This window comes from Streptomyces sp. NPDC001700 (assembly GCF_053596435.1).
This window is the reverse complement of the sequence record NZ_JBSFGE010000007.1, coordinates 391,542-411,836: the sequence shown is the minus strand read 5'-3', so window position 1 is coordinate 411,836 and position 20,295 is coordinate 391,542. Positions and strand designations below refer to the sequence as shown.

At 71.3% G+C, this 20,295-nt stretch carries 20 protein-coding genes; 13 read left to right on the top strand and 7 right to left on the bottom strand.

Annotation, left to right across the window (positions count from 1 at the left end; genetic code table 11):
* Positions 1-171: 171 nt before the first annotated feature.
* Together scy and mce are read right to left on the bottom strand one after the other, a co-directional pair.
* The gene (gene scy, locus ACWC5C_RS17050; RefSeq protein WP_450876144.1) at positions 172-4,173 is read right to left on the bottom strand and encodes a polarized growth protein Scy; all 4,002 of its coding nucleotides are present in this window, start codon (positions 4,171-4,173) and stop codon (positions 172-174) included.
* A 251-nt stretch (positions 4,174-4,424) separates the two neighbouring features.
* Positions 4,425-4,865, bottom strand: a complete 441-nt coding sequence (gene mce / locus ACWC5C_RS17045; protein WP_450876143.1) for a methylmalonyl-CoA epimerase — start codon at positions 4,863-4,865, stop codon at positions 4,425-4,427.
* A 154-nt stretch (positions 4,866-5,019) separates the two neighbouring features.
* Between mce and ACWC5C_RS17040 the strand changes: the two genes are divergently transcribed.
* The 4 genes from ACWC5C_RS17040 (at position 5,020) to ACWC5C_RS17025 (ending at position 9,332) form a co-directional block, all read left to right on the top strand.
* On the top strand, positions 5,020-6,201 hold the full coding sequence (locus ACWC5C_RS17040) for an acetyl-CoA C-acetyltransferase (RefSeq protein ID WP_385446504.1): 1,182 nt from the start codon (positions 5,020-5,022) through the stop codon (positions 6,199-6,201).
* Between the two features lie 76 nt (positions 6,202-6,277).
* Positions 6,278-7,243: a methylmalonyl Co-A mutase-associated GTPase MeaB gene (gene meaB, locus ACWC5C_RS17035; RefSeq protein ID WP_450876142.1), complete on the top strand. Its 966-nt coding sequence runs from the start codon at positions 6,278-6,280 to the stop codon at positions 7,241-7,243.
* Between the two features lie 57 nt (positions 7,244-7,300).
* The gene (locus tag ACWC5C_RS17030) at positions 7,301-7,957 is read left to right on the top strand and encodes a response regulator transcription factor (protein WP_385446462.1); all 657 of its coding nucleotides are present in this window, start codon (positions 7,301-7,303) and stop codon (positions 7,955-7,957) included.
* Positions 7,950-9,332, top strand: a complete 1,383-nt coding sequence (locus ACWC5C_RS17025; protein ID WP_450876141.1) for a sensor histidine kinase — start codon at positions 7,950-7,952, stop codon at positions 9,330-9,332. Before ACWC5C_RS17030 ends, ACWC5C_RS17025 begins: the two co-directional genes overlap by 8 nt.
* A 16-nt stretch (positions 9,333-9,348) precedes the next feature.
* Here ACWC5C_RS17025 and ACWC5C_RS17020 read toward each other — a convergent pair whose 3' ends face one another.
* Entirely contained in the window at positions 9,349-9,825 is a 477-nt protein-coding gene (locus ACWC5C_RS17020) for a MarR family winged helix-turn-helix transcriptional regulator (RefSeq protein WP_450876140.1), read from the bottom strand.
* Between the two features lie 94 nt (positions 9,826-9,919).
* Positions 9,920-10,600 carry an AIM24 family protein gene (locus tag ACWC5C_RS17015; protein WP_385446465.1) on the bottom strand — a complete coding sequence of 227 codons (681 nt, stop codon included), beginning with the start codon at positions 10,598-10,600 and terminating at the stop codon, positions 9,920-9,922.
* A gap of 107 nt (positions 10,601-10,707) precedes the next feature.
* Here ACWC5C_RS17015 and ACWC5C_RS17010 point away from each other — a divergent pair, with 107 nt between their 5' ends.
* Positions 10,708-11,700 carry an RNA-guided endonuclease InsQ/TnpB family protein gene (locus tag ACWC5C_RS17010; RefSeq protein WP_450876139.1) on the top strand — a complete coding sequence of 331 codons (993 nt, stop codon included), beginning with the start codon at positions 10,708-10,710 and terminating at the stop codon, positions 11,698-11,700.
* 34 nt (positions 11,701-11,734) lie between these two features.
* Here the strand turns inward: ACWC5C_RS17010 and ACWC5C_RS17005 are convergent, their stop codons facing one another.
* Both ACWC5C_RS17005 and ACWC5C_RS17000 read right to left on the bottom strand, forming a co-directional pair.
* Positions 11,735-12,385 (bottom strand): AIM24 family protein, encoded by a 651-nt coding sequence (locus ACWC5C_RS17005; protein WP_450876138.1) that lies wholly within the window; start codon positions 12,383-12,385, stop codon positions 11,735-11,737.
* Complete coding sequence (locus ACWC5C_RS17000; RefSeq protein WP_450876137.1) at positions 12,385-13,023, bottom strand: AIM24 family protein; 639 nt, start codon at positions 13,021-13,023, stop codon at positions 12,385-12,387. The genes ACWC5C_RS17005 and ACWC5C_RS17000 overlap by 1 nt, the downstream gene beginning before the upstream one ends.
* 139 nt (positions 13,024-13,162) lie before the next feature.
* Between ACWC5C_RS17000 and ACWC5C_RS16995 the strand changes: the two genes are divergently transcribed.
* The 5 genes from ACWC5C_RS16995 to ACWC5C_RS16975 all read left to right on the top strand — a co-directional run bounded on the left by ACWC5C_RS16995 (position 13,163) and on the right by ACWC5C_RS16975 (position 16,592).
* Positions 13,163-13,507 (top strand): DUF3817 domain-containing protein, encoded by a 345-nt coding sequence (locus tag ACWC5C_RS16995; protein ID WP_385446469.1) that lies wholly within the window; start codon positions 13,163-13,165, stop codon positions 13,505-13,507.
* Positions 13,504-13,794 carry an MTH1187 family thiamine-binding protein gene (locus ACWC5C_RS16990; protein ID WP_450876136.1) on the top strand — a complete coding sequence of 97 codons (291 nt, stop codon included), beginning with the start codon at positions 13,504-13,506 and terminating at the stop codon, positions 13,792-13,794. The genes ACWC5C_RS16995 and ACWC5C_RS16990 overlap by 4 nt, the downstream gene beginning before the upstream one ends.
* A 73-nt stretch (positions 13,795-13,867) precedes the next feature.
* A complete protein-coding gene (locus tag ACWC5C_RS16985) occupies positions 13,868-14,392 on the top strand; it encodes a MarR family winged helix-turn-helix transcriptional regulator (protein ID WP_385446471.1) in 525 nt (174 codons plus the stop codon).
* A gap of 52 nt (positions 14,393-14,444) precedes the next feature.
* Complete coding sequence (locus ACWC5C_RS16980) at positions 14,445-14,780, top strand: DUF3817 domain-containing protein (protein ID WP_385446472.1); 336 nt, start codon at positions 14,445-14,447, stop codon at positions 14,778-14,780.
* A gap of 111 nt (positions 14,781-14,891) precedes the next feature.
* Positions 14,892-16,592, top strand: coding sequence for an acyl-CoA mutase large subunit family protein (locus tag ACWC5C_RS16975; protein ID WP_450876135.1), 1,701 nt, complete (start codon positions 14,892-14,894; stop codon positions 16,590-16,592).
* On the opposite strand, the gene ACWC5C_RS16970 is transcribed toward ACWC5C_RS16975, so the two are convergent.
* Positions 16,568-17,272, bottom strand: coding sequence for a TetR/AcrR family transcriptional regulator (locus ACWC5C_RS16970; RefSeq protein WP_450876134.1), 705 nt, complete (start codon positions 17,270-17,272; stop codon positions 16,568-16,570). The two genes, ACWC5C_RS16975 and ACWC5C_RS16970, sit on opposite strands and share 25 nt — an antisense overlap.
* A 135-nt stretch (positions 17,273-17,407) precedes the next feature.
* On the opposite strand from ACWC5C_RS16970, the gene ACWC5C_RS16965 reads away from it, so the two are divergent.
* The 3 genes from ACWC5C_RS16965 (at position 17,408) to ACWC5C_RS16955 (ending at position 20,229) form a co-directional block, all read left to right on the top strand.
* The gene (locus ACWC5C_RS16965) at positions 17,408-18,373 is read left to right on the top strand and encodes a tetratricopeptide repeat protein (protein ID WP_450876133.1); all 966 of its coding nucleotides are present in this window, start codon (positions 17,408-17,410) and stop codon (positions 18,371-18,373) included.
* Between the two features lie 568 nt (positions 18,374-18,941).
* Complete coding sequence (locus ACWC5C_RS16960) at positions 18,942-19,559, top strand: DUF6230 family protein (protein ID WP_450876132.1); 618 nt, start codon at positions 18,942-18,944, stop codon at positions 19,557-19,559.
* Positions 19,560-19,698: 139 nt separating this feature from the next.
* The gene (locus ACWC5C_RS16955) at positions 19,699-20,229 is read left to right on the top strand and encodes a DUF6114 domain-containing protein (RefSeq protein WP_450876131.1); all 531 of its coding nucleotides are present in this window, start codon (positions 19,699-19,701) and stop codon (positions 20,227-20,229) included.
* Positions 20,230-20,295 lie beyond the last annotated feature (66 nt).

Sequence of the window (20,295 nt, the reverse complement as noted above, 5' to 3'; positions counted from 1 at the left end):
GAGGTGATAGAGCAAATCCTAGGGGGCCGAACGGCGTGTCATCGAGTCAACGTCCGTTTGATCTGGAGAATGTCCAGCCTTTTGAGTGGACGTAAGACGGAGACCTTGTCACTCGTCGGGATGATACGGACACGACACGCCCAGTGCAGCTAGCCGTCGGACCGTGTTCCCCTACCCATCGGACCGCTTTCCACTCGACCGTGTCGATCCCGCTCCCGCCCCCGTCTTCACTGCGCCGTTCTCCTTGCCGCCCGCGCCGCCCGACGCGGGAGTCTCGAAAGATTCCAACGCTTCCAGGACGTCCTGGACACGGGTGATTTCCGCGTTGATGTCCTCGCGGCGGCGCTTGAGCAACTCCAGCTCGCGCTTGCCCTCGTCGACGATCTCCTTCGCCTCCGCCGTCGCGTCGGACTTGGTGCGCTCGGCGTCCTTCGAGGCCTCGACCCGCTTCTGCTCGGCCTCCTTGAGCAGCCCCTCGGCCTTCTTCACGGCCTGGATCCGCACCCGGCTCGCCTCGGTCTCCGCCTCCGAGACCAGCGACTTGGCCTTCTCCTCGGCCTTCATCAGCTGCGCGGTGGCCGCCGCGACGAGCTTGTCGACCCGCTCGCCGGTCGCCTTCATCTGCTCCGCCGACTCCCGGCGGGCCCGCTCGTGCAGCTCCTCCACCTCGGCCGCGGTCGTCGCCCGCAGCTCCTCGGCGCGCTCCCGGATGGCCGTCGCGTCGCCGCGGGCCTCGGACAGCATGGTGTCGGAGTCCGTACGGGCCTTCTCCACCAGGCCGTTGGACTGCGCGGTGGCCTCGGCGACCAGCCGGTCGGCCTCCTGGCGGGCCGCGCCCACCATGGCGTCCGCCTGCTCCTCGGCCGCGGCCGTCGCCTGCAGCGCCGACTCCTGCGCCTCCGTGGTGAGCCGCTCGGCCTCCGCCGAGGACTCGGTGACCAGCCGGTCCGCCTGCTCGGCCGCGTCCGAGCGGCGCTTGTTGGCGTCCTCGCGCGCCCGGTCGACCAGCCGGTCGGCCTCGTTCTGCGCCTCGGTGCGGATGCGCTCCGCCTCGGCCGCCGCGTCCGCCGCGACCCGCTCCGACTCGGCGCGGGTGCGCTGCGCGTGCTGCTGCGCCGAACCGACCGTCTCCGCCGCCTCGGTGCGCAGCCGTTCGGCCTCGGTGGTGGCCTCCCCGACCAGCCGGTCCGCCTCGTGGGACGCCTCGGAGACCAGCCGGTCGGCCTGGGCCGCCGCCTCCGAGCGGATGTTGTTCGCGTCGCTGCGGGCCTGCGCCCGGGTGCGCGCCGCGTCCTGGTCCGCGCTCGCCCGCGCGTCCGCCGCCTCCGTACGCAGCGCCTGCGACCGGGCGGTGGCCTCCGCGACGATCCGCTGGGCCTCCTCGGTGGCGCCGCTGACCAGCGTGTCGGCCTGCTCGGCGGCCTCCCCACGGGTCTTGTTGGCGCTCCTGCGGGCCTCGTCCAGCGTCTCGTTGGCCTCCGCGCGCAGCCGCTCCGCCTCGTGGTTCGCCTCGCCGAGCAGCCGGTCCGCCTGCTCCGCGGCGTCCGAGCGGCGACGGTTGGCCTCGTCGCGGGAGCGCGCGCCCAACTGCTCCGCCTCGGCGATCGCCTCCGCGACCGTGCGCTCCGCGAGCGACTTGGCGGCCTCCGCCTCCTCGTGTGCCGCCCGCCGCACCCGCGAGGCGTCGACCGAGGCGCGCTCGCGCTCCGCGTACGCGTCCGCGCGGACCCGGTCGGCCTCCTCCTGCGCGTCGTGCCGGGTGCGCTCCGCCGCGTGCTCGGCGGCCTGCCGCAGTCCGGTGATCTCCGACTCGGCCTGCTCGTGCAGCCCCGCGACCGCGTCCCGTACGGACTGGGCGTGCTGCTCGGCGGCCGACACCAGGTCCTGCGCGTGCTGTTCGGCCTCGTCGGTCAGCCGCTGCGCCTCGGCCTGCGCTTCGCTCACCCGGGTCCGGGCCGCCGCCAGCAGCTCCTCGCCCTGCTCGCGCGCCGCCGTACGCTCCTGCTGCGCCTCCTCGCGGGCGTCGCCCAGCAGTTCCTCGGCCTCGCGGCGGCGCCGCGCCGCCTCCTCCTGGGAGGCGGCCAGGGCCTCGGCGGCCTCGGCGCCGATCCGCTCGGCGGCGCTCGCCGCCTCCGCCCGCACCCGGTCCGCGGTCTCCTGCGCCTCGCTCCGCAGCCGCTCGGCCTCCGCGGCGGCCTCGCCGCGCAGCCGTACCGCCACCGACTCGCCCTCGGCGCGCGCGTTGGACGCGTCCGCGGCTGCCTCGTCGCGCAGCCGGTCGGCCTCCTCCTCGGCCTGCTGGCGCAGGCTCTCCAGCCGCTCCGCGGACTCCGCGCGCTGCCGCTCGATGTCCTCGGTGGACTCCCGGCGCAGCCGCTCGGCCTCGGTCCGGGCGTCGTTCAGCTCCTGCTCGGCGGAGCTGAACCGGGCCTCCGCCTCCTCGTGCCGCCGGGTCAGCTCGGCCTCGGCCTCGCTCCGCCGCGCCTCGGCCGCCTGCTCGGCCTCCTCGCGCAGCTCCTCGGCGGTACGGGTCGCCTCCTCCTTGACCCGCCCGGCCTGCTCCTCGGCCGAGGTCACCAGCTCCTCGGCCTCGCCGCGGGCCCGCTTCAGCAGCTCGTCGGCCTGCCGCCGCAGCGCGTTCGCCCGCTCGATCGCCTCGGTGCGGACCCGCTCGCTCTCGGTGGTCGCGCCCGAACGCGTCTCCTCCGCGTCCTGCTTCGCCTTCGTCAGCAGGTCCTCGGCGGTGCTGGCCGCCTCCTCGATCTGCTCGACGGCCTCGCGGCGCGCCTCGGCCCGGATCCGCTCGCCCTCGGCGACCGCGTCCGACCGCTGCTGCTCGGCCTCGCCGCGCAGCCTGCGCGCCTCCTCCTGCAGCTCGGCGGTCTTGGCGCGGTACTCCTTGGTGTCGTCCTTCGCCGCGCCCTTGAGCTGGTTGGCGGTGTCGTGCGCCTCGCCGCGCAGCCGGTCGGCCTCGGTCTCGGCCTCGTGCCGGATCCGCTCCGCTTCCTCGGTCGCCGCCTTGGTGGTGGCCTGCGCCTGCTCCGAGGCCCGGGTCAGCACCTCCTCGGCGCTGCGCGCGGCCTTGGCCAGCTGCGCCGCCGAGTCCTCGGCGACCCTGGCCCGGGCGTCGTCTCCGGCCTCGGCGAGCAGCCGCTCGGCCTCGGCGCGGGCATCGTCCCGCAGCTCCTCGGCCTCGGCGCGGATCGCGTCGGCCTGCTTGGTGGCCTCGCCGACCAGCCGGGCGACCTCCGCCTTGGCGGTGCGGGCGCGCTGCTCGTTGTCCGATTCGGTGGCCGAAAGCCGCTTGGCCGCCGCGTCCTTCGCCTCGCCGAGCACCTTCTCGGCCTCGGCGCGCGCCTCGCGCAGCGCCGTCTCGGCCTCCAGCATCCGCGCCTCGGCGGCGCGGGTCTGCTCGACGGCGTGCCGGCGGGCCTGGTCCGACTCCTGGGTGGTGGAGGTGCGCAGCTGCTCGGCGTGTTCGGTGGCCTCCTGGGCCTGCGCCCCCGCCTTGGTCAGCAGCCGCTCGGCCTCGGTGCGGGCCCGGCGCAGGATCGTCTCGGCCTCGCCGCGGGCGGTCTCCGCCTCCGAACCCAGCCGGTCCCGGGCCTGGTCGGCGAGGCGCTGGGCCTCGGCGCGGGCGGCGGTCAGCGCCTGCTCGGCCTCGGTGCGGGACTCGTCGAGCAGCCTGCGGGCCTGTGCCTCGGTACGGGCGCGCAGCTGCTCGGCCCAGGCGACGTTCTCGTTGACGTGCGACTCGACGGTGGCGCGGCGCTCGGCCAGCTCCTGGTCCAGGCGCTGACGGCGGGCCACCGCCTCGGCGTGCAACTCGGCTTCGAGCCGGGCCTGCTGCTCGGCCTGCTCCTGGAGCAGCCGCTGGGTCTGGGCACGGGTCTGCCGCAGCTCGCGCTCGGCGTCGGCGCGCACCTGCTCCGCCTGGAGCTGGGCGTCCCGCAGCAACTGCTCTGCCTGGTAGCCGACGTTGGCGCTGTCGTAGGCAGGGCGGCTCGCCAGCGCGCGCCGCACCTCGTGCAGCTTGGCGCGCAGAACCTCGACCTGGTAGCCGAGGTCGTCGGCGTGCTGGACGGCCTTCTCCCGCTCGTTCTTCAGCCGCTCCATCTCGGCCTCGAACTTCGAGAGGTGATCGTCAGGCTCGTAGCGGTCGTAGCCCCGCACTGCGCGGTCCCATCCGTCCCCTGGTCGCGGTGGCGGCCGGCTCCGTACCGCGCGGTTCCTGGCAGTCCCTTGCGGTCCCTCTCGGCCCCGCCCCGGCGTGAAGCGTGCCAGGCGGACCGGAGCTGGCCCTTCCGAAGAAATGGTGTCAGATCATCGGCTCAGCCCGGGCCGGACCCCGATCCCTCCGATTCCCGTACCCCGGCCGAGCCTGCACTCTACCGGCCGGGGAAGGGGTAGGTCAGTGGTCCGCTTCAGTGGTCCACTTCCCCGGGGGGCGCCGCGGTCACGAGTTCGGTCAGCACTCCGTGGCAGTCCTTGGGGTGGAGGAAGGTGATGCGCGAGTCCATCGACCCACGTCGGGGCTGTTCGTACAGCACCCGGACCCCCTTGTCGCGGATGGCCTCGGAGTCCGTGTCGACGTCGGCGGTGCCGAACGCGATGTGATGGACGCCCTCACCGTTCTTCGCCAGCCACTTGCCGACCGCGGAGTCCTCCCGGGTCGGCTCCAGCAGCTGGAGGTACGAGGCCCCGCCGTCCGAGGTCTCGTTGATCTTGAGCATGGCCTCGCGGACCCCCTGCTCCTCGTTGACCTCGGAGTGGAACACCTCGAAGCCGTACGTGGCACGGTAGAACTCGACGGTCTTGTCCAGGTCGAAGCAGGCGATCCCGATGTGGTCGATTCTCGTCAGCATGGGCTTAGTGCACCGCTACACGGCCGGTTACGCAACGTGCGCGCGATCACACTGATGGGGCGGTGACCGGGCGGGTACTCGTCAGTACATTGACGATAACCCTCGTTAACTTCCTTCTCCCCGCGGAGGACGCACCATGACTCGTACGACGTCTGTGATTGTGGCCGGAGCCCGTACCCCCATGGGCCGCCTCCTCGGCAGCCTGCGCTCGTTCTCCGGATCCGACCTGGGCGGCTTCGCGATCAAGGCCGCGCTGGAGCGCGCCGGGGTCACCGGTGAGCAGGTGCAGTACGTGATCATGGGGCAGGTGCTGCAGGCCGGTGCCGGGCAGATCCCCGCACGTCAGGCGGCCGTCAAGGCCGGTATCCCGATGAGCGTCCCCGCCCTCACCGTCAACAAGGTGTGCCTGTCGGGGCTGGACGCGATCGCGCTCGCCGACCAGCTCATCCGGGCCGGGGAGTTCGACATCGTGGTGGCCGGCGGCCAGGAGTCCATGACGAACGCGCCCCATCTGCTCCCCGGCTCGCGCGACGGCCACAAATACGGCGCGATCCAGATGCTCGACGCCATGGCCCACGACGGGCTGACCGACGCCTTCGACAACGTCGCCATGGGCGAGTCCACCGAGCGGCACAACACCCGGCTCGGCATCGGCCGCCCCGAGCAGGACGAGATCGCCGCCCGCTCCCACCAGCGCGCCGCCGCCGCCCAGAAGAACGGCCTGTTCGACGCCGAGATCACCCCCGTCGAGGTCCCGCAGCGCAAAGGCGACCCGGTCGTCTTCACCAAGGACGAGGGCATCCGCGGGGAGACCACCGTGGAGTCCCTGGCCAAGCTGCGCCCGGCCTTCGCGGGCGACGGGAACGGGACGATCACGGCCGGGTCGGCCTCGCAGATCTCGGACGGGGCCGCCGCCGTCGTCGTCATGAGCCGGGCGAAGGCCGAGGAGCTGGGCCTGGAGTGGATCGCCGAGATCGGCGCCCACGGCAATGTGGCGGGTCCGGACAACTCGCTGCAGTCCCAGCCGTCCAACGCGATCGCGCACGCGCTGGGCAAGGAGGGGCTGACGGCGGACGACCTCGACCTGATCGAGATCAACGAGGCGTTCGCGGCGGTCGCCGTGCAGTCAATGAAGGACCTCGGCCTTTCCGCCGAAAAGGTGAACGTGAACGGTGGCGCGATCGCCCTCGGCCACCCCATCGGCATGTCCGGCGCCCGCATCGTGCTGCACCTGGCGCTGGAGCTGCGGCGGCGCGGCGGCGGCGTCGGGGCGGCGGCGCTGTGCGGCGGAGGCGGCCAGGGCGACGCGCTGATCGTCCGCGTCCCCGGGGAATGACCACGGCAGCGGTCCGTCCGTACGAGTGACGTCCGCCCGAGTGATGTCCGTTTGAGTGATGAGGAGCGCGGCACCCATGGCTGACGCTGATGTGCCCACGCTGGTGGAGCAGGCCCGGCAGGGGCGGCCGCGAGCGGTCGCCCGGCTGATCTCGCTGATCGAGGGCGACTCCCCGCGGCTGCGCGAGGTCATGGCCGCGCTGGCGCCGCTCGCGCAGGGCGCGTACGTGGTCGGGGTGACCGGCTCGCCGGGGGTCGGCAAGTCCACGTCGACCTCCGCGCTCGTCTCGGCGTACCGCAGGGCGGGGAAGCGGGTCGGGGTGCTCGCCGTCGACCCCTCCTCGCCCTTCTCGGGCGGCGCGCTCCTCGGTGACCGGATCCGGATGTCCGAGCACGCCTCGGACCCCGGCGTCTACATCCGTTCCATGGCCACCCGCGGCCATCTCGGCGGCCTCGCCTGGGCCGCCCCGCAGGCCATCCGGGTGCTGGACGTGGCCGGATGCGAGGTGGTGATCGTGGAGACGGTCGGCGTCGGCCAGTCCGAGGTGGAGATCGCCGCCCAGGCCGATACGACGATGGTGCTGCTCGCCCCGGGCATGGGCGACGGCATCCAGGCGGCCAAGGCCGGAATCCTGGAGATCGGCGATGTGTACGTGGTCAACAAGGCCGACCGGGACGGCGCCGACGCCACCGCCCGCGAGCTGAACCACATGCTGGGCCTCGGCGAGGCCCGCTCGCCCGGGGACTGGCGGCCGCCGATCGTGAAGACCGTGGCGGCGCGCGGCGAGGGCACCGATGAGGTCGTCCAGGCCCTGGAGAAGCACCGGGCGTGGATGGAGGAGCACGGAGTGCTCGCCGAGCGCCGGATGCGGCGGGCGGCGGGCGAGGTCGAGACGATCGCGGTGACCGCCCTGCGCGCCCGCATCGGCGATCTGCACGGCGACCGCCGCCTGGGCGCGCTCGCGGAGCGCGTGGTGGCGGGCGAGCTGGACCCGTACACGGCGGCGGACGAGCTGGTGGCTGGGGTCACGGAGGGGTCGTAACGGGGGCGGGGCGGTACCTGAAGAGTTCTTCAGGCGGGCTCTGCGACGCTTGGCCCCATGCGTTTGCTGATTGTGGAGGACGAGCGGCGGCTCGCCCTGTCGCTCGCCAAGGGACTGCGGGCCGAGGGGTTCGCCGTCGACGTGGTGCACGACGGACGGGAAGGGCTGCACCGGGCCCAGGAGGGCACGTACGACCTGATCGTCCTCGACATCATGCTGCCTGGGATGAACGGCTACCGCGTCTGCGGCGCCCTGCGGGCGGCCGGGAGCGAGGTGCCGATCCTGATGCTCACGGCGAAGGACGGCGAGTACGACGAGGCGGAGGGTCTGGACACCGGCGCCGACGACTATCTGACCAAGCCGTTCTCGTACGTCGTGCTGGTCGCCCGGGTGCGCGCGCTGCTGCGGCGGCGCGGCGCCGGGGCCTCGCCCGTGGTGCGGGTCGGGGCGCTCGCGGTGGACCGGGGCGCGCGCCGGGTGGAGCGGGACGGGGACGAGGTGTCCCTGACCGCCAAGGAGTTCTCGGTGCTGGAGCACCTGGCGATGAACGGCGGGGACGTCTGCTCCAAGGCGGACATCCTGGAGCACGTCTGGGACTTCGCGTACGACGGCGACCCCAACATCGTCGAGGTGTACGTGAGCGCGCTGCGCCGCAAGCTGGGGCCCGGCTTCATCGAGACCGTGCGGGGAGCGGGGTACCGGCTCCGTGGGTAGGGCGTTCGGTTCGGTACGGGCACGGGCCGCGCTGGGCGCGACCGTGGTGGTGGCCGTCGCGCTGGTGGCCGCCGGGCTCGCGGTGCTGCGGGTGCTCAGCGGCAACCTGGCCGACCAGGCCGGGCTGCACGCCCAGGTGCAGGCGCGCGACGTGGCCTCGAAGATCGCGGCCGGGACCGCCTACCGCGATCTCGACCTGGACGACGACACCCCGGTGCAGGTGCTGGACGAACAGCGCCGGGTGCGGGCGGTCAGCGAGGATCTGCAGGCCGTGACGGGGACGCCGAGCCCGTCGGTGCGCCCGGTCTCGGTGGCGCCGGACGGCGAGCGCGAGGAGGGCGAGGTCGACGGGGACGTGCGGTACGTCAACGGGTCGGCCCGGATCGACGGCACGACGGCCGAATACCGCTGGGCGGCCGTGGAGGCCACCAGCCCGCGCGGCGAGGACGTCACCGTCTACGCGGGCGCCCCGCTGGCCACCGAGCGCGACGCGGTCGGCACCGTACGGCAGGCCATGCTCATCGGGCTGCCGCTGCTGCTGCTCGTGGTGGCCGGGGTGACCTGGCTGGTGACGCGGCGCGCGCTGCGGCCGGTGGAGGGCATACGGCAGGAGATGGCCGCGATCACGGCGAGTACGGATCTGTCCCGGCGGGTGCCCGAGCCCGGCTCGCACGACGAGGTGGCGCGGCTGGCCCGGACGACGAATGAGACGCTCACCGCGCTGGAGGCGTCGGTGGAGCGGCAGCGGGCGTTCGTGGCCGACGCCTCGCACGAGCTGCGCTCCCCGGTGGCCTCGCTCCGTACCCAGCTGGAGGTGGGCGTGGCCCACCCCGAACTGCTGGATCTGCCGGGCGCGGTGGAGGACGTGGTGCGGCTTCAGCGGCTGGCGGCCGATCTGCTGCTGCTGGCCCGGCTGGACGCGGGGGAGCGCCCCCGGGCGGACAGCAGGGTGGCGCTGGACGCGCTGGTGCGCGAGACGGTCGAGCAGCGGACCGGGGACCGGGTGCCGGTCCGTACCGACCTGGCGGAGGTGGCCACCTCGGGCTCCCGTGGGCAGCTCACCCAGGTGCTGGGCAACCTGGTCGACAACGCGCAGCGGCACGCGCGGGGCGAGGTGCGGGTGTCGGTGCGGACGGACGGCGCCGAGGGCGTGGTCGCGGTCGCGGACGACGGCGCCGGGGTGCCGGAGGCCGAACGGGAGCGGATCTTCGAGCGGTTCGTACGGCTCGACGACGCCCGCAGCCGCGACGATGGCGGGGCCGGGCTGGGCCTCGCCATCGCGCGCGACGTGGTGGTGCGGCACGGCGGCGCGCTCACCGTCGGTGAGGCGCCGGGGGGCGGCGCCCTGTTCGAGGTGCGGCTGCCGCTGAAGTGAGCTGCACCCGGCCGCGCTACACCCGGCCGCGCTGGACGCGCAGATGGTCGGCGACGGGCACCAGCGACCCGTACAGCGACTCCAGATCGGCCGGGGAGAGCAGGTCGATGAAGTGCTTGCGCACCGATTCGACATGATGGGGCGCGACCTTGCGCATGGTGTCCCAGCCGTGCTCGGTGAGGACCGCGTACAGCCCGCGCCGGTCGGATTCGCAGTTCTCGCGGCGGACCAGCCCGGCGTTCTCCATCCGGGTGATCTGATGGGACAGACGGCTCTTGGACTGCAGCGTCGCGGACGCGAGGTCGCTCATCCGCATCCGGTGCTCGTCCGACTCCGAGAGGTTGACCAGGATCTCGTAGTCGTTCATGGTCAGGCCGAACGGCTGGAGGTCCCGTTCGAGCTGGTAGGTCAGCAGGCGGCTGACGTCCAGGTGGGTGCGCCAGGCGCGCTGTTCCTCATCGCTGAGCCAGCGCGTGCCGTTCTCGGTCTCCATGGGATGCATTCTACCTATAGAAGTTGAATTCCGAACCAATGCGTCTATCGGGGTAGAGGTCACCTGTTCGACGTTACACTCCGCACCTTCGTGCTCACGAACCGGTACCCCCGCTCTCGCCGACGGCTATCTCCGCCAGCACCTCCTCCGTGGACTGGAGCAGCACCGTCCCGGCCCCCACGAACTCGAACTGGTGCTCCTCGCCCGACGTCCCCCCGAGCCCGGTGTGCGCCCGGATGCCGCCCATGACCCCGCGCAGATACTCGTGGTCGTAGTGGTGGTTGGGCGTGGGGCAGTCCGCCCAGCCGACCAGCGCCTGCGGGTCGACCCGGATCGGCGGCTCCATGAAGACCACGGGACCGTTCGAGGCGGCGACGAACTTCCCCGTCCCGATGAGCGTCAGAAAGCCCGGCACGATCGACTGCTTCAGCGCCAGCGATGGCTGGAAAGCGAGCAGATTGCCCGACCGGATGGTGAGGTTCCCGTCGTCCAGGTCAAAGGAGTTGACGTCGAACGCCCGGTCCGCGAGCACCATCTTGCCCTTGCCCTGGGCCACCACCCACTCGGCGGCGTGCAGCGGCGAGTGGAAACTCGTCGCGATGAGCCGGTCGAGAGGGCCGAGCCCTATGCCCTGGAAGTCGATCTGCCCGTAGTAGGCGACCATCTTCCCCTTCTGCAGGAACCACTGCCCGTCCAGTTCCACACCGAAGGCGTACGGATTGATGTTGTCGTCGGCCGGGAGCGTGTACGCGTCGTGGATGACGGGGCCGTTCACCTGGGTCCTCCGAGGCTGTCCCGACCTTCAGGCCGAGGGGAATTCGGACTCCTGCCGAAAAGGCCAGGAAGGCTCAACTGTCGTACCTCCCGTTTAGATTGGCGGTTGTGACGACGGAAGCGAAGACCAGCGAGGACACCGGGCTTGCCCGGTGGACTTATCGGCTTCGTGTGTCCGCCGGTGCTCGCGCGGTGCTTGAGGCGGAGTGGGGCCGGTGCCGGTGGGTGTGGAACGAGTGCGTGGCCCGCTCGAAGAGGGCCCACAGGGGCGGGGAGAGGTGCGGTCCGGCCGTGCTGGACAAGATGCTTACTGAGGCCCGCCGTATCACTCCCTGGCTGAGGGAGGGCTCGTCGGTTCCTCAGCAGCAGGTTGTACGTGACTTCGGCAGGTCCCGTGCGAGGGAGGATGGCCGCCTGCACTTGGCGGGGGGCATCGTGGTGACGGTGGTGTGGTCGCGCGAGCTTCCGGCCGAGCCGTCCAGTGTGCGCGTCTACCGGGACAGCGTCGGTCATTGGTACGCGTCGTTCGTCGTCCCCGCCCAAGTCGAGCCGCTTCCCCGAACCGGCCGCGTGCTGGGCGTGGACTGGGGCGTGCGCGAGACCGTCACCACCACCTCCGATGCCCATGACCTTCCGCACGCCGAACACGGGCGAACGGCTGCGGCGAAGCTGCACAAGAAGATCGCCCGGCAGCGGCAGGACACTGCCCGCAAATGGGCGAAGAAGGTGGTGCGTGACCATGACGTGGTGGCGGTTGAGGATTTCCGGCCGACGTTCCTGGCGAGGACGTCGATGGCGCGTAAGGCGGCCGACGCCGCCATCGGCGCCACGAAGGCGGCCCTGATCGAGATGGGCCGCAAGCACCAGCGGGACGTCCGGCTGGTGCATCCTGCGCACACCACGATGGACTGTGCGCGGTGCGGAGCGAGAACCAAGCACGCGCTACCTCTCTCGGAACGTACCTACACCTGCGTCGCGTGCGGAGTCATATCCCCCAGGGACAAGAACTCCGCCCGCGTGATGCTCGTCCGGGCTGGTCTGAACCCGGCTGGTGCCGAGGGCGTAAGACCTCCCGGACCGCCGGTCCGGAAGGCGGCCTGAGCCAGGATTCTGCCGCCGAAAGGCGGGAGAGCGGTCAAAGCTTCTCCTCCGATGCCTGGACATAGACCGTGCCGGTGCCGGACAGCTCCAGTTGGAAGGCCTCGCCCGAGCCGCGGCCCACCATGTCGCGCCAGCCGAGGGCCGTCGAGAGCTTATTGCGAACATCACCCCGGTGGGCTACATATGCCTGCGGATCGACATGGACCGGACGCCCCGGCTGTATCGGCAGCTCGATCACCCCGCCGTGCGCCATCACCGCGGCCGAACCCCGCCCCTCCAGCGTGGTGGTGAACAGCCCCTGGCCGGTGGCCTGGCCGCGCACCATGCCCATCACCCCGCCCTGCGACCCCAGGAACATCGTGCCCTGGCGCAGCGAGCCGTCGAACGCCAGCAGCCGGTCCGCCTCCACGTACAGCGTGTCGCCGACCAGGTCGATCACGTGCACCTCGTGTCCGCCGTGCCCGAACATCACGGTGCCCTGGCCCTCGACGGTCATCAGCGGCGTCGCCTCGTCGGCCACCCGCCGCCCGATCATGCCCATCACTCCGCGCTGGCCGCCGGTGATGCTCGGGGTGAACCGCACCTGGCCGCGGTACGCCAGCATCGCGCCACGCTGGCTGAACAGCGTCTGGCCGGGCGTCACCTGGGCCTCCACCATGCGGGAGGTGAGGTTGGTGAACGGCATCAGTCGTCGCCCCCGATCGTGTCGCGCTCGCTGGGCTGCACGTACACCAGGCCCTCGCCCTCGAAGCGGATCTGGAAGCCCTCGCCCCCGCCCTCGCCTATCACCGCGCGGAAGTTCACCCCCGACTGGAAGTGCTGCTTGAGGTTACCGGTGTGCGCTACATACGCGCCGGGGTCGACCTGGAGCGGGGTCTGCGGGGTCACGCGCAGCACGATCGCCGTGCCGTGCGAGACGAGCGCCGCCTGGCCGGTGCCCTCCACGGTCGTGGTGAACACCCCGTTGCCCTGCGCGGAGCCGCGCAGTCCGGTGAAGGAGGTGCCGGTGCGCAGGGCGGCGTCCGTGCACAGCAGGTTCCCGGCCTCCACGTACAGCTTCTCGCCGTGCAGCGACACCAGGTTGATCTCGCTGGCCCGGTCGGCGAAGTAGCACGTGCCGTGCCCCTTCACCTCCATGACCGCCATCTGCTCGCCGGTGAGCCGCCGGGTCACCATGCCCCGCAGCCCTTCCCCGCCGCCCGTCCTCTTCTTGAAGGTCATGTCCCCCTCGTACGCGACCATCGCGCCGTTCTTCGCCTTCACGGAGTCGCCGGTCAGGTCGACGGCGAGCACCCTGGATCCCTGGAGCCGAAAGTGAGCCACGGAGCCGACGGTATCGGTCCCGCCACCCTGGAGAAATGATCGCGGTCGGGGCTGCAACAATAGGAAGCGCTTGTGCACAGCTTCACAAGCGCTCTTTTTCCGTTCCCTCGTCCGTGTCTCCTCATGCGAAGGTGCTCTCGTGGAACTCAAGACCGCCACCGCGCTGCGCCGGCTCCGCCTGGTCTCCGCGCCTGAGGCCGTGTCCTTCCTGCTGCTGCTCGTCTGCTCGGTGCTCAAGCGCACCACGGACTTCAACGGTGTGCCGGTGATGGGCATGGTGCACGGCGTCCTCTTCATCCTCTACGTGGTCTTCTGGGCGGACGCCTGGAACCGCGCCAAGTGGGGCTGGAAGACCGCCGCGCTGTACTTCGTCCTCTCCGTCCTGCCCACCGGCGGCTTCTTCGCCGAGCGGATGCTCAAGCGCGAGACCGAGGCCGGTGTGATCGCGGCCCGCGCCCGCCGCGAGGGCGTGGTCAACACATGATCGTCGCCTTCTCGGTGACCCCGCTGGGCGTCGGCGAGGACGTGGGGGAGTACGTCGCGGACGCGGTGCGGGTGGTGCGGGAGTCGGGTCTGCCGAACCGCACGGACGCGATGTTCACCTCGGTCGAAGGTGAGTGGGATGAGGTCATGGCCGTGGTCAAGCGCGCCGTGGCGGCGGTGGAGGCGCGCGCTCCGCGCGTCTCCGTCGTGCTGAAGGCCGACATCCGCCCGGGGGTGACGGACGGCCTCACCTCGAAGGTGGACACGGTGGAGCGCCATCTGTCCTAGGAGGGCGCCGTGGCCCGTTTTGAAGGGTGAGACCGGGCTGACCTCGATATGACCGGCCGGTAGGGTCGGTACCGTGCCGAAGCCGCTCAGCCTGCCGTTCGACCCCATCGCCCGCGCCGACGAGCGCTGGAAGCAGCGATGGGGTTCCGTACCGTCGATGGCCGCGATCACCTCGATCATGCGGGCCCACCAGATTCTGCTCGGCCAGGTCGACGCGGTGGTCAAGCCGTACGGGCTGACCTTCGCGCGCTACGAGGCGCTGGTGCTGCTCACCTTCTCCAAGTCAGGTGAGCTGCCCATGTCCAAGATCGGCGAGCGGCTGATGGTGCACCCGACCTCGGTCACCAACACGGTGGATCGCCTGGTCAAGTCGGGTCTGGTCGACAAGCGGCCCAATCCGGCCGACGGCCGCGGCACCCTCGCCTCCATCACCGGGCAGGGCCGTGAGGTGGTCGAGTCGGCCACCCGCGACCTGATGGCCATGGACTTCGGGCTCGGGGTGTACGACGCCGAGGGGTGCGGGGAGATCTTCCGGATGCTGCGCCCGCTGCGGATCGCCGCGGAGGACTTCGAGGACACCGGCGACGAGGGCGAGTGACGGGCCGGGGGCGGCGAAGATCGCCCCGGAACGGACGGTTACGCTCAACCGCATGAAGAAGAGCGTCCTGACCCGCTATCGGGTGATGGCCTACGTCACCGGTGTGCTGCTGATCCTGCTGACCATCGGTGTGATCGCCAAGTATCTGCTGGACGTGAGCGGGGCGTCCGGGTTCACCAGCGTCGTCGGCATCGCGCACGGCTGGCTGTACGTCCTCTACCTGGTCTTCGCGTTCGACGTGGGCTCCAAGGCGAAGTGGCCGTTCGGCAAGCTGGCCTGGGTGCTGCTCGCCGGGACGATCCCGACCGCGGCCTTCTTCGTCGAGCGCAAGGTCTCCCGCGAGCTGGAGCCGCTGGTCAGCGGCGAGCCGCAGACCGCGCGGGCCTGAGACCCGCCGCACCCCTCCGACCTGCGGACACGGGTCGACCGGCCACTCGGTCGGCCCGGCGGAGACCGTCAGCCGTCGACAATTACTTGGACGTCCTAGTAAATTTGAAGCATGGACGCCGAAGGCATTGAGGCAGGCCGCCGCCGCTGGCAGGCCCGGTACGACGCGTCGCGCAAGCGGGACGCGGACTTCAGCACCCTGTCCGGTGACCCGGTCGAGCCGGTCTACGGTCCCGCGCCGGGTGACACGGTCGAGGGATTCGAGCGGATCGGCTGGCCCGGGGAGTATCCGTACACCCGCGGCCTCTACGCCACCGGCTACCGCGGCCGCGCCTGGACCATCCGCCAGTTCGCGGGCTTCGGCAACGCCGAGCAGACCAACGAGCGCTACAAGATGATCCTCAAGGCGGGCGGGGGCGGGCTGTCGGTCGCCTTCGACATGCCGACGCTCATGGGCCGCGACTCCGACGATCCGCGCTCGCTCGGCGAGGTCGGCCACTGCGGTGTCGCCATCGACTCCGCGGCCGACATGGAGATCCTCTTCAAGGACATCCCGCTCGGCGACGTCACCACCTCGATGACGATCAGCGGTCCTGCCGTCCCGGTCTTCTGCATGTATCTGGTCGCCGCCGAGCGGCAGGGCGTGGACCCCGGGATACTCAACGGCACGCTGCAGACGGACATCTTCAAGGAATACATCGCGCAGAAGGAGTGGCTCTTCCCGCCCGAGCCCCATCTGCGGCTGATCGGCGACCTGATGGAGCACTGCGCGCGCGGCATCCCCGCGTACAAGCCGCTCTCGGTCTCCGGCTACCACATCCGCGAGGCGGGGGCGACGGCCGCGCAGGAGCTGGCGTACACCCTCGCCGACGGCTTCGGCTACGTCGAACTGGGCCTCTCCCGGGGCCTGGACGTCAACGCCTTCGCGCCCGGCCTGTCCTTCTTCTTCGACGCCCATCTCGACTTCTTCGAGGAGATCGCCAAGTTCCGGGCGGCCCGCCGCATCTGGGCCCGCTGGATGCGCGACGTCTACGGGGCGACGTCCGAGAAGGCGCAGTGGCTGCGCTTCCACACCCAGACCGCCGGGGTCTCGCTCACCGCCCAGCAGCCGTACAACAACGTCGTACGGACCGCCGTGGAGGCGCTGTCCGCCGTGCTCGGCGGCACCAACTCGCTGCACACCAACGCCCTGGACGAGACCCTCGCGCTGCCCAGCGAGCAGGCCGCCGAGATCGCCCTGCGCACCCAGCAGGTGCTGATGGAGGAGACCGGCATCCTCAACGTGGCCGATCCGCTGGGCGGGTCCTGGTACGTCGAGGCGCTCACCGACCGGATCGAGGCCGACGCCGAGAAGATCTTCGAGCAGATCAAGGAGCGCGGCCGCCGGGCCGTACCGGACGGGCGGCATCCGATCGGGCCGATCACCTCCGGCATCCTGCGCGGCATCGAGGACGGCTGGTTCACCGGGGAGATCGCCGAGTCCGCCTTCCTGTACCAGCGGGCGCTGGAGAAGGGCGACAAGAAGGTCGTCGGCGTCAACTGCCACCACGGCTCGGTCACCGGCGATCTGGAGATCCTGCGGGTCAGCCACGAGGTCGAGCGCGAGCAGGTACGGGAGCTGGGCACCCGACGGACCGGCCGGGACGAGGCCGGGGTCGCCGAGGGGTTGAAGGCGATGGTGGCGGCCGCGCGGGACGGCTCCAACATGATCGAGCCGATGCTGACGGCGGTGCGCGCCGAGGCGACGCTCGGCGAGATCTGCGACGCGCTGCGCGAGGAGTGGGGGATCTACACCGAGCCCGCCGGGTTCTGACCGCTCTCGCCCCGTTCACCGCCCGGGCCCCGTTCACCGCCCGGACCCCGCTCACCGCTCTCGGGGCGCGCCGCCGCGGCCAGCCCGTGCAGCAGCAGCGTCGAGAAGCCCTGGGCCCACTCCGTGTCCACGGGCTCCGCGCTGACCAGCAGCCGGTGCACCACCGAGCCCGCGATCACGTCGAAGATCAGGTCCGCGTTGCGGGCGGCCGTGCCCGGGTCCTCCTCGCGCGGGAGTTCGCCGCGCAGCTGCGCGCGCTCCCGGCCGATCAGCACCAGCCGCTTCTGCCGGTCCACGATCGCGGACCGGACCCGGGCCCCCAGCGCCTGGTCGTGGGTGGCCTCGGCGACCACGGCCATCAGCGCCGTCTTGGTCTCGGGCCGCTCCAGCAGCTCGGCGAAGCGCACCACGACGTTCTCGATGTCCGCCCGCAAACTGCCGCAGTCGGCCGACATCAGATGCTCGTCGAAGACCGCCGCCACCGCGTCCACGACCAGCTCGTTCTTGCCCGCCCAGCGGCGGTAGAGGGTCGTCTTGGCGACTCCGGCGCGGGCCGCCACGTCACTCATCGTGAGCTTTCCCCAGCCCAGCTCGACCAGCGCGGCACGCGTCGCGCCGAGGATGGCACGGTCGGCCTCGACGCTGCGGGGGCGCCCGGTGCGCCGGCTGGGCGGGCTCATGGCGCACGACCCTACTCGCAGGTAGACGCGGGTGTCCCGGCCAGTTACGCTACGGCTCGTAGCGTAAGACCGGCCTGTCCGCGCATCGGCCGACGCGCTTTTCCATTCACCGCGCCGAGAGGGGAGGATAGGACCATGCAGCCACGGAACATGTCCATGAGTGGAGTGGTCGACCTCGCCGCGGTGAAGGCGGCCGGGGAAGCGAAGCAGAAGGCGGAGAAGGCGCGGGCCGACGCGGCCCGTACCGGCGCGCCCGCGCCCACGCGTCTGGTCTTCGACGTCGATGAGGCGGGTTTTCAGCAGGAGGTCCTGCAGCGCTCCACCGAAGTGCCGGTCGTCATCGACTTCTGGGCCGAGTGGTGCGAGCCGTGCAAGCAGCTCGGTCCGATCCTGGAGAAGCTGGCCGGGGAGTACGCGGGGAAGTTCGTCCTCGCGAAGATCGACGTCGATGCCAACCAGATGCTCTTCCAGCAGTTCGGCGTGCAGGGGATCCCCGCGGTGTTCGCGGTGGTCGCCGGGCAGCCGGTGCCGCTGTTCCAGGGCGCGGCGCCGGAGGCGCAGATCCGCCAGGTGCTGGACCAGCTGGTGCAGGCCGCGGAGCAGCAGTTCGGCATCGTCGGCGCCCCGGCCGAGGCGGCGGGCGCGGAGGACGCGGAGCAGGAGGCCCCGGAGGCCCCGGCCGGTCCGTACGACAGCGCGCTGGCCGCGGCCCACGAGGCGCTGGACGCGGGTGACCTGGGCGGTGCCGTCCGCGCGTACCAGAACGTGCTGAACGACGACCCGGCCAACGCGGAGGCCAAGCTCGGCCTGGCCCAGGCCCAGTTGCTGGAGCGGGTGCAGGGTCTGGACGCGCAGCAGGTGCGCAAGGAGGCCGCCGAGCGCCCGGCGGACCCGGCGGCCCAGATCGCGGCGGCCGACCTGGATCTGGTGGGCGGTCATGTGGAGGACGCCTTCGGTCGCTTGGTCGACACGGTGCGGCGCACGGTGGGTGAGGACCGCGAGGCGGCCCGGCTCCATCTGCTCAGCCTGTTCGATGTGATCGGCGGTGACGATCCCCGAGTGGTCACGGCGCGTAGCGCGTTGGCGCGCGTCCTGTTCTGACCTCACGGGTCTCAAACGGAACAGCGGCCGCGCTTTACCAAAACTTGGTAAACGCGGCTGCTGTTACTGCCAGTAAGTGAGTGCTCGGACTTTGTCCGTTCTTGCCGTCAAATCTCCCCGTCTTTCCGGGTGTCGGGCGGCGACCCTGCGTGCCCGGCCTCGACCGACCCGCCGCTGATCGGTTATCGCGCCGTTACTCGCTAGTAACGAACCCCTTGTGTCGAAGCCGTGAATGGACCACGATCAGCCAAGCTCGGTCCATCCTCATCGAAGCCCGGCAACCGGTCGGCGCGGTGCTGCGGGTGGGTCCCCACCGAGCAGGCCGGCGGCAGTGGCGCCGGCCGTGGACAGGGGGGTCTCTGCCCAACAGGCAGGGCCTGTCCAGGAGGTTGCGCGAGAAGCGTGGCCAGTGGTTGTCGCTCGGGGGTGATCGCCGGTGTTTCGGCGGGTGCAGTTTCGCGCCTGTGAGACGTGGGCGCTCTCCTTCCCGAGGACGTAGCACTTCTCCCATCCCAGTCCTGGGCCGCGGCCCAGGTCCGGAGATGTACGTCCGAGAAGGAGGAAAGTCATGGAGTCCCTGGCTCGTGGCGGGACCAGATGGAAGCGGTTCGCCGTTGTCATGGTTCCGAGCGTTGCTGCCACGGCCGCGATCGGCGTCGCCCTGTCACAGGGTGCGCTCGCGGCCTCGTTCAACGTGTCCGGCCAGCAGTTCAAGGTCGCGGTCGACCGGCTCGACGGTACGGGCTTCGCCCAGTACGGCGCGATAGACACCCAGCACGGCGGGAAGAGCATCCCCGTCGCGGTGTCCGCGTTCAAGAGCGCCAAGCTCAAGGGTCTGTGCCAGTCGGTGGTCGTCCCGGTCCCGGTCTTCGGCGATGTGTCGCTGAAGCTGTCGGCCGGTAACGGCGCCAAGGTGGTCGAGGCGAAGAACCTCTTCATCGACCTTGACCAGCTGGACGCCGACGCGACGTTCCGCGGCATCGACATCGGTGTGGCCGCGGGCGACGCGAACAAGGGTCCCGGCATCAACAAGGGCGACAAGGCCCTTCCGGGCTCGTTCGCCCAGCAGGCCGATTCGGCGACGCTGACTGGTGTGAAGCAGACCGCATGGGCGACCAGTGCGGGCACGTTCAAGCTCTCCGGCCTTTCGATGAAGGTCAGCAAGGGCAAGAACGAGTGCTTCTGAGGCGCTGAGCTGGAAGGGTGGGGGGCCGCGGCGCTGCCCCTCACCCGGCAACGCCCAGAGGCGCCAAGGCGCCGCGCAGTTGAGTACCGCAGTAGAACGTGCGATCGCCGAGATCGCCAGCCCCAGGGAGCTGTTTTCAATGAGTGCCGAGTCGCCGGGGGCGCGTGACCGTATCAGCCATTGGCGGGAGGCCTTCCGGGCGTGGCGCTGGCAGCGCCCGTTCTGGGCGGGGCTGCTCACCACCTTGGCCGGGCTGCCGATCATGTACTTCCCGTACAACAGCCTGAACGCGGGCGGGTTCACGATCAACCTGTCCACCACCGCCGGATCCGCCTCGCTCATCATCGGCGTACTGCTGGTGATGCTGGGTCTGACCATGTGGTTCCAGCCCATGGTGCGGACGTTCGCCGGGGTCGCCTCGATCCTGCTCGGCCTGGTGTCGCTGCCCGTGTCCAACATCGGCGGCTTCCTGGTCGGATTCCTGCTCGCCCTCTTCGGCGGCGGCATGGGGGTCGCCTGGGCGCCGGGCGAGACTCCCGCGGCACAGCCGGCCGGGGGCCCGGGAACCGCGCCCAAGGACGGCGCTGACGATGGCGGTGTGCCGGAGCCGGCGGGGGCCGGACCCGCACCGGACCAGGAAGCCACGAATGGGAGGCACCGTGCGGGGTGAAGAGGAGCAGGCCGCGGACGGAAGTCCGCGCCGGGCGAGAACCGGACCGCGGCACGCGGCGCCGAG

Coding starts and splice junctions, on each gene's coding strand:
- mce (WP_450876143.1), bottom strand. CDS start 4,865: ATGCTGACGAGAATCGACCACATCGGGATCGCCTGCTTCGACCTGGAC.
- meaB (WP_450876142.1), top strand. CDS start 6,278: ATGGCTGACGCTGATGTGCCCACGCTGGTGGAGCAGGCCCGGCAGGGG.
- ACWC5C_RS17030 (WP_385446462.1), top strand. CDS start 7,301: ATGCGTTTGCTGATTGTGGAGGACGAGCGGCGGCTCGCCCTGTCGCTC.
- ACWC5C_RS17020 (WP_450876140.1), bottom strand. CDS start 9,825: ATGGAGACCGAGAACGGCACGCGCTGGCTCAGCGATGAGGAACAGCGC.
- ACWC5C_RS17005 (WP_450876138.1), bottom strand. CDS start 12,385: ATGCCGTTCACCAACCTCACCTCCCGCATGGTGGAGGCCCAGGTGACG.
- ACWC5C_RS16990 (WP_450876136.1), top strand. CDS start 13,504: ATGATCGTCGCCTTCTCGGTGACCCCGCTGGGCGTCGGCGAGGACGTG.
- ACWC5C_RS16980 (WP_385446472.1), top strand. CDS start 14,445: ATGAAGAAGAGCGTCCTGACCCGCTATCGGGTGATGGCCTACGTCACC.
- ACWC5C_RS16975 (WP_450876135.1), top strand. CDS start 14,892: ATGGACGCCGAAGGCATTGAGGCAGGCCGCCGCCGCTGGCAGGCCCGG.
- ACWC5C_RS16970 (WP_450876134.1), bottom strand. CDS start 17,272: ATGAGCCCGCCCAGCCGGCGCACCGGGCGCCCCCGCAGCGTCGAGGCC.
- ACWC5C_RS16965 (WP_450876133.1), top strand. CDS start 17,408: ATGCAGCCACGGAACATGTCCATGAGTGGAGTGGTCGACCTCGCCGCG.
- ACWC5C_RS16960 (WP_450876132.1), top strand. CDS start 18,942: ATGGAGTCCCTGGCTCGTGGCGGGACCAGATGGAAGCGGTTCGCCGTT.
- ACWC5C_RS16955 (WP_450876131.1), top strand. CDS start 19,699: ATGAGTGCCGAGTCGCCGGGGGCGCGTGACCGTATCAGCCATTGGCGG.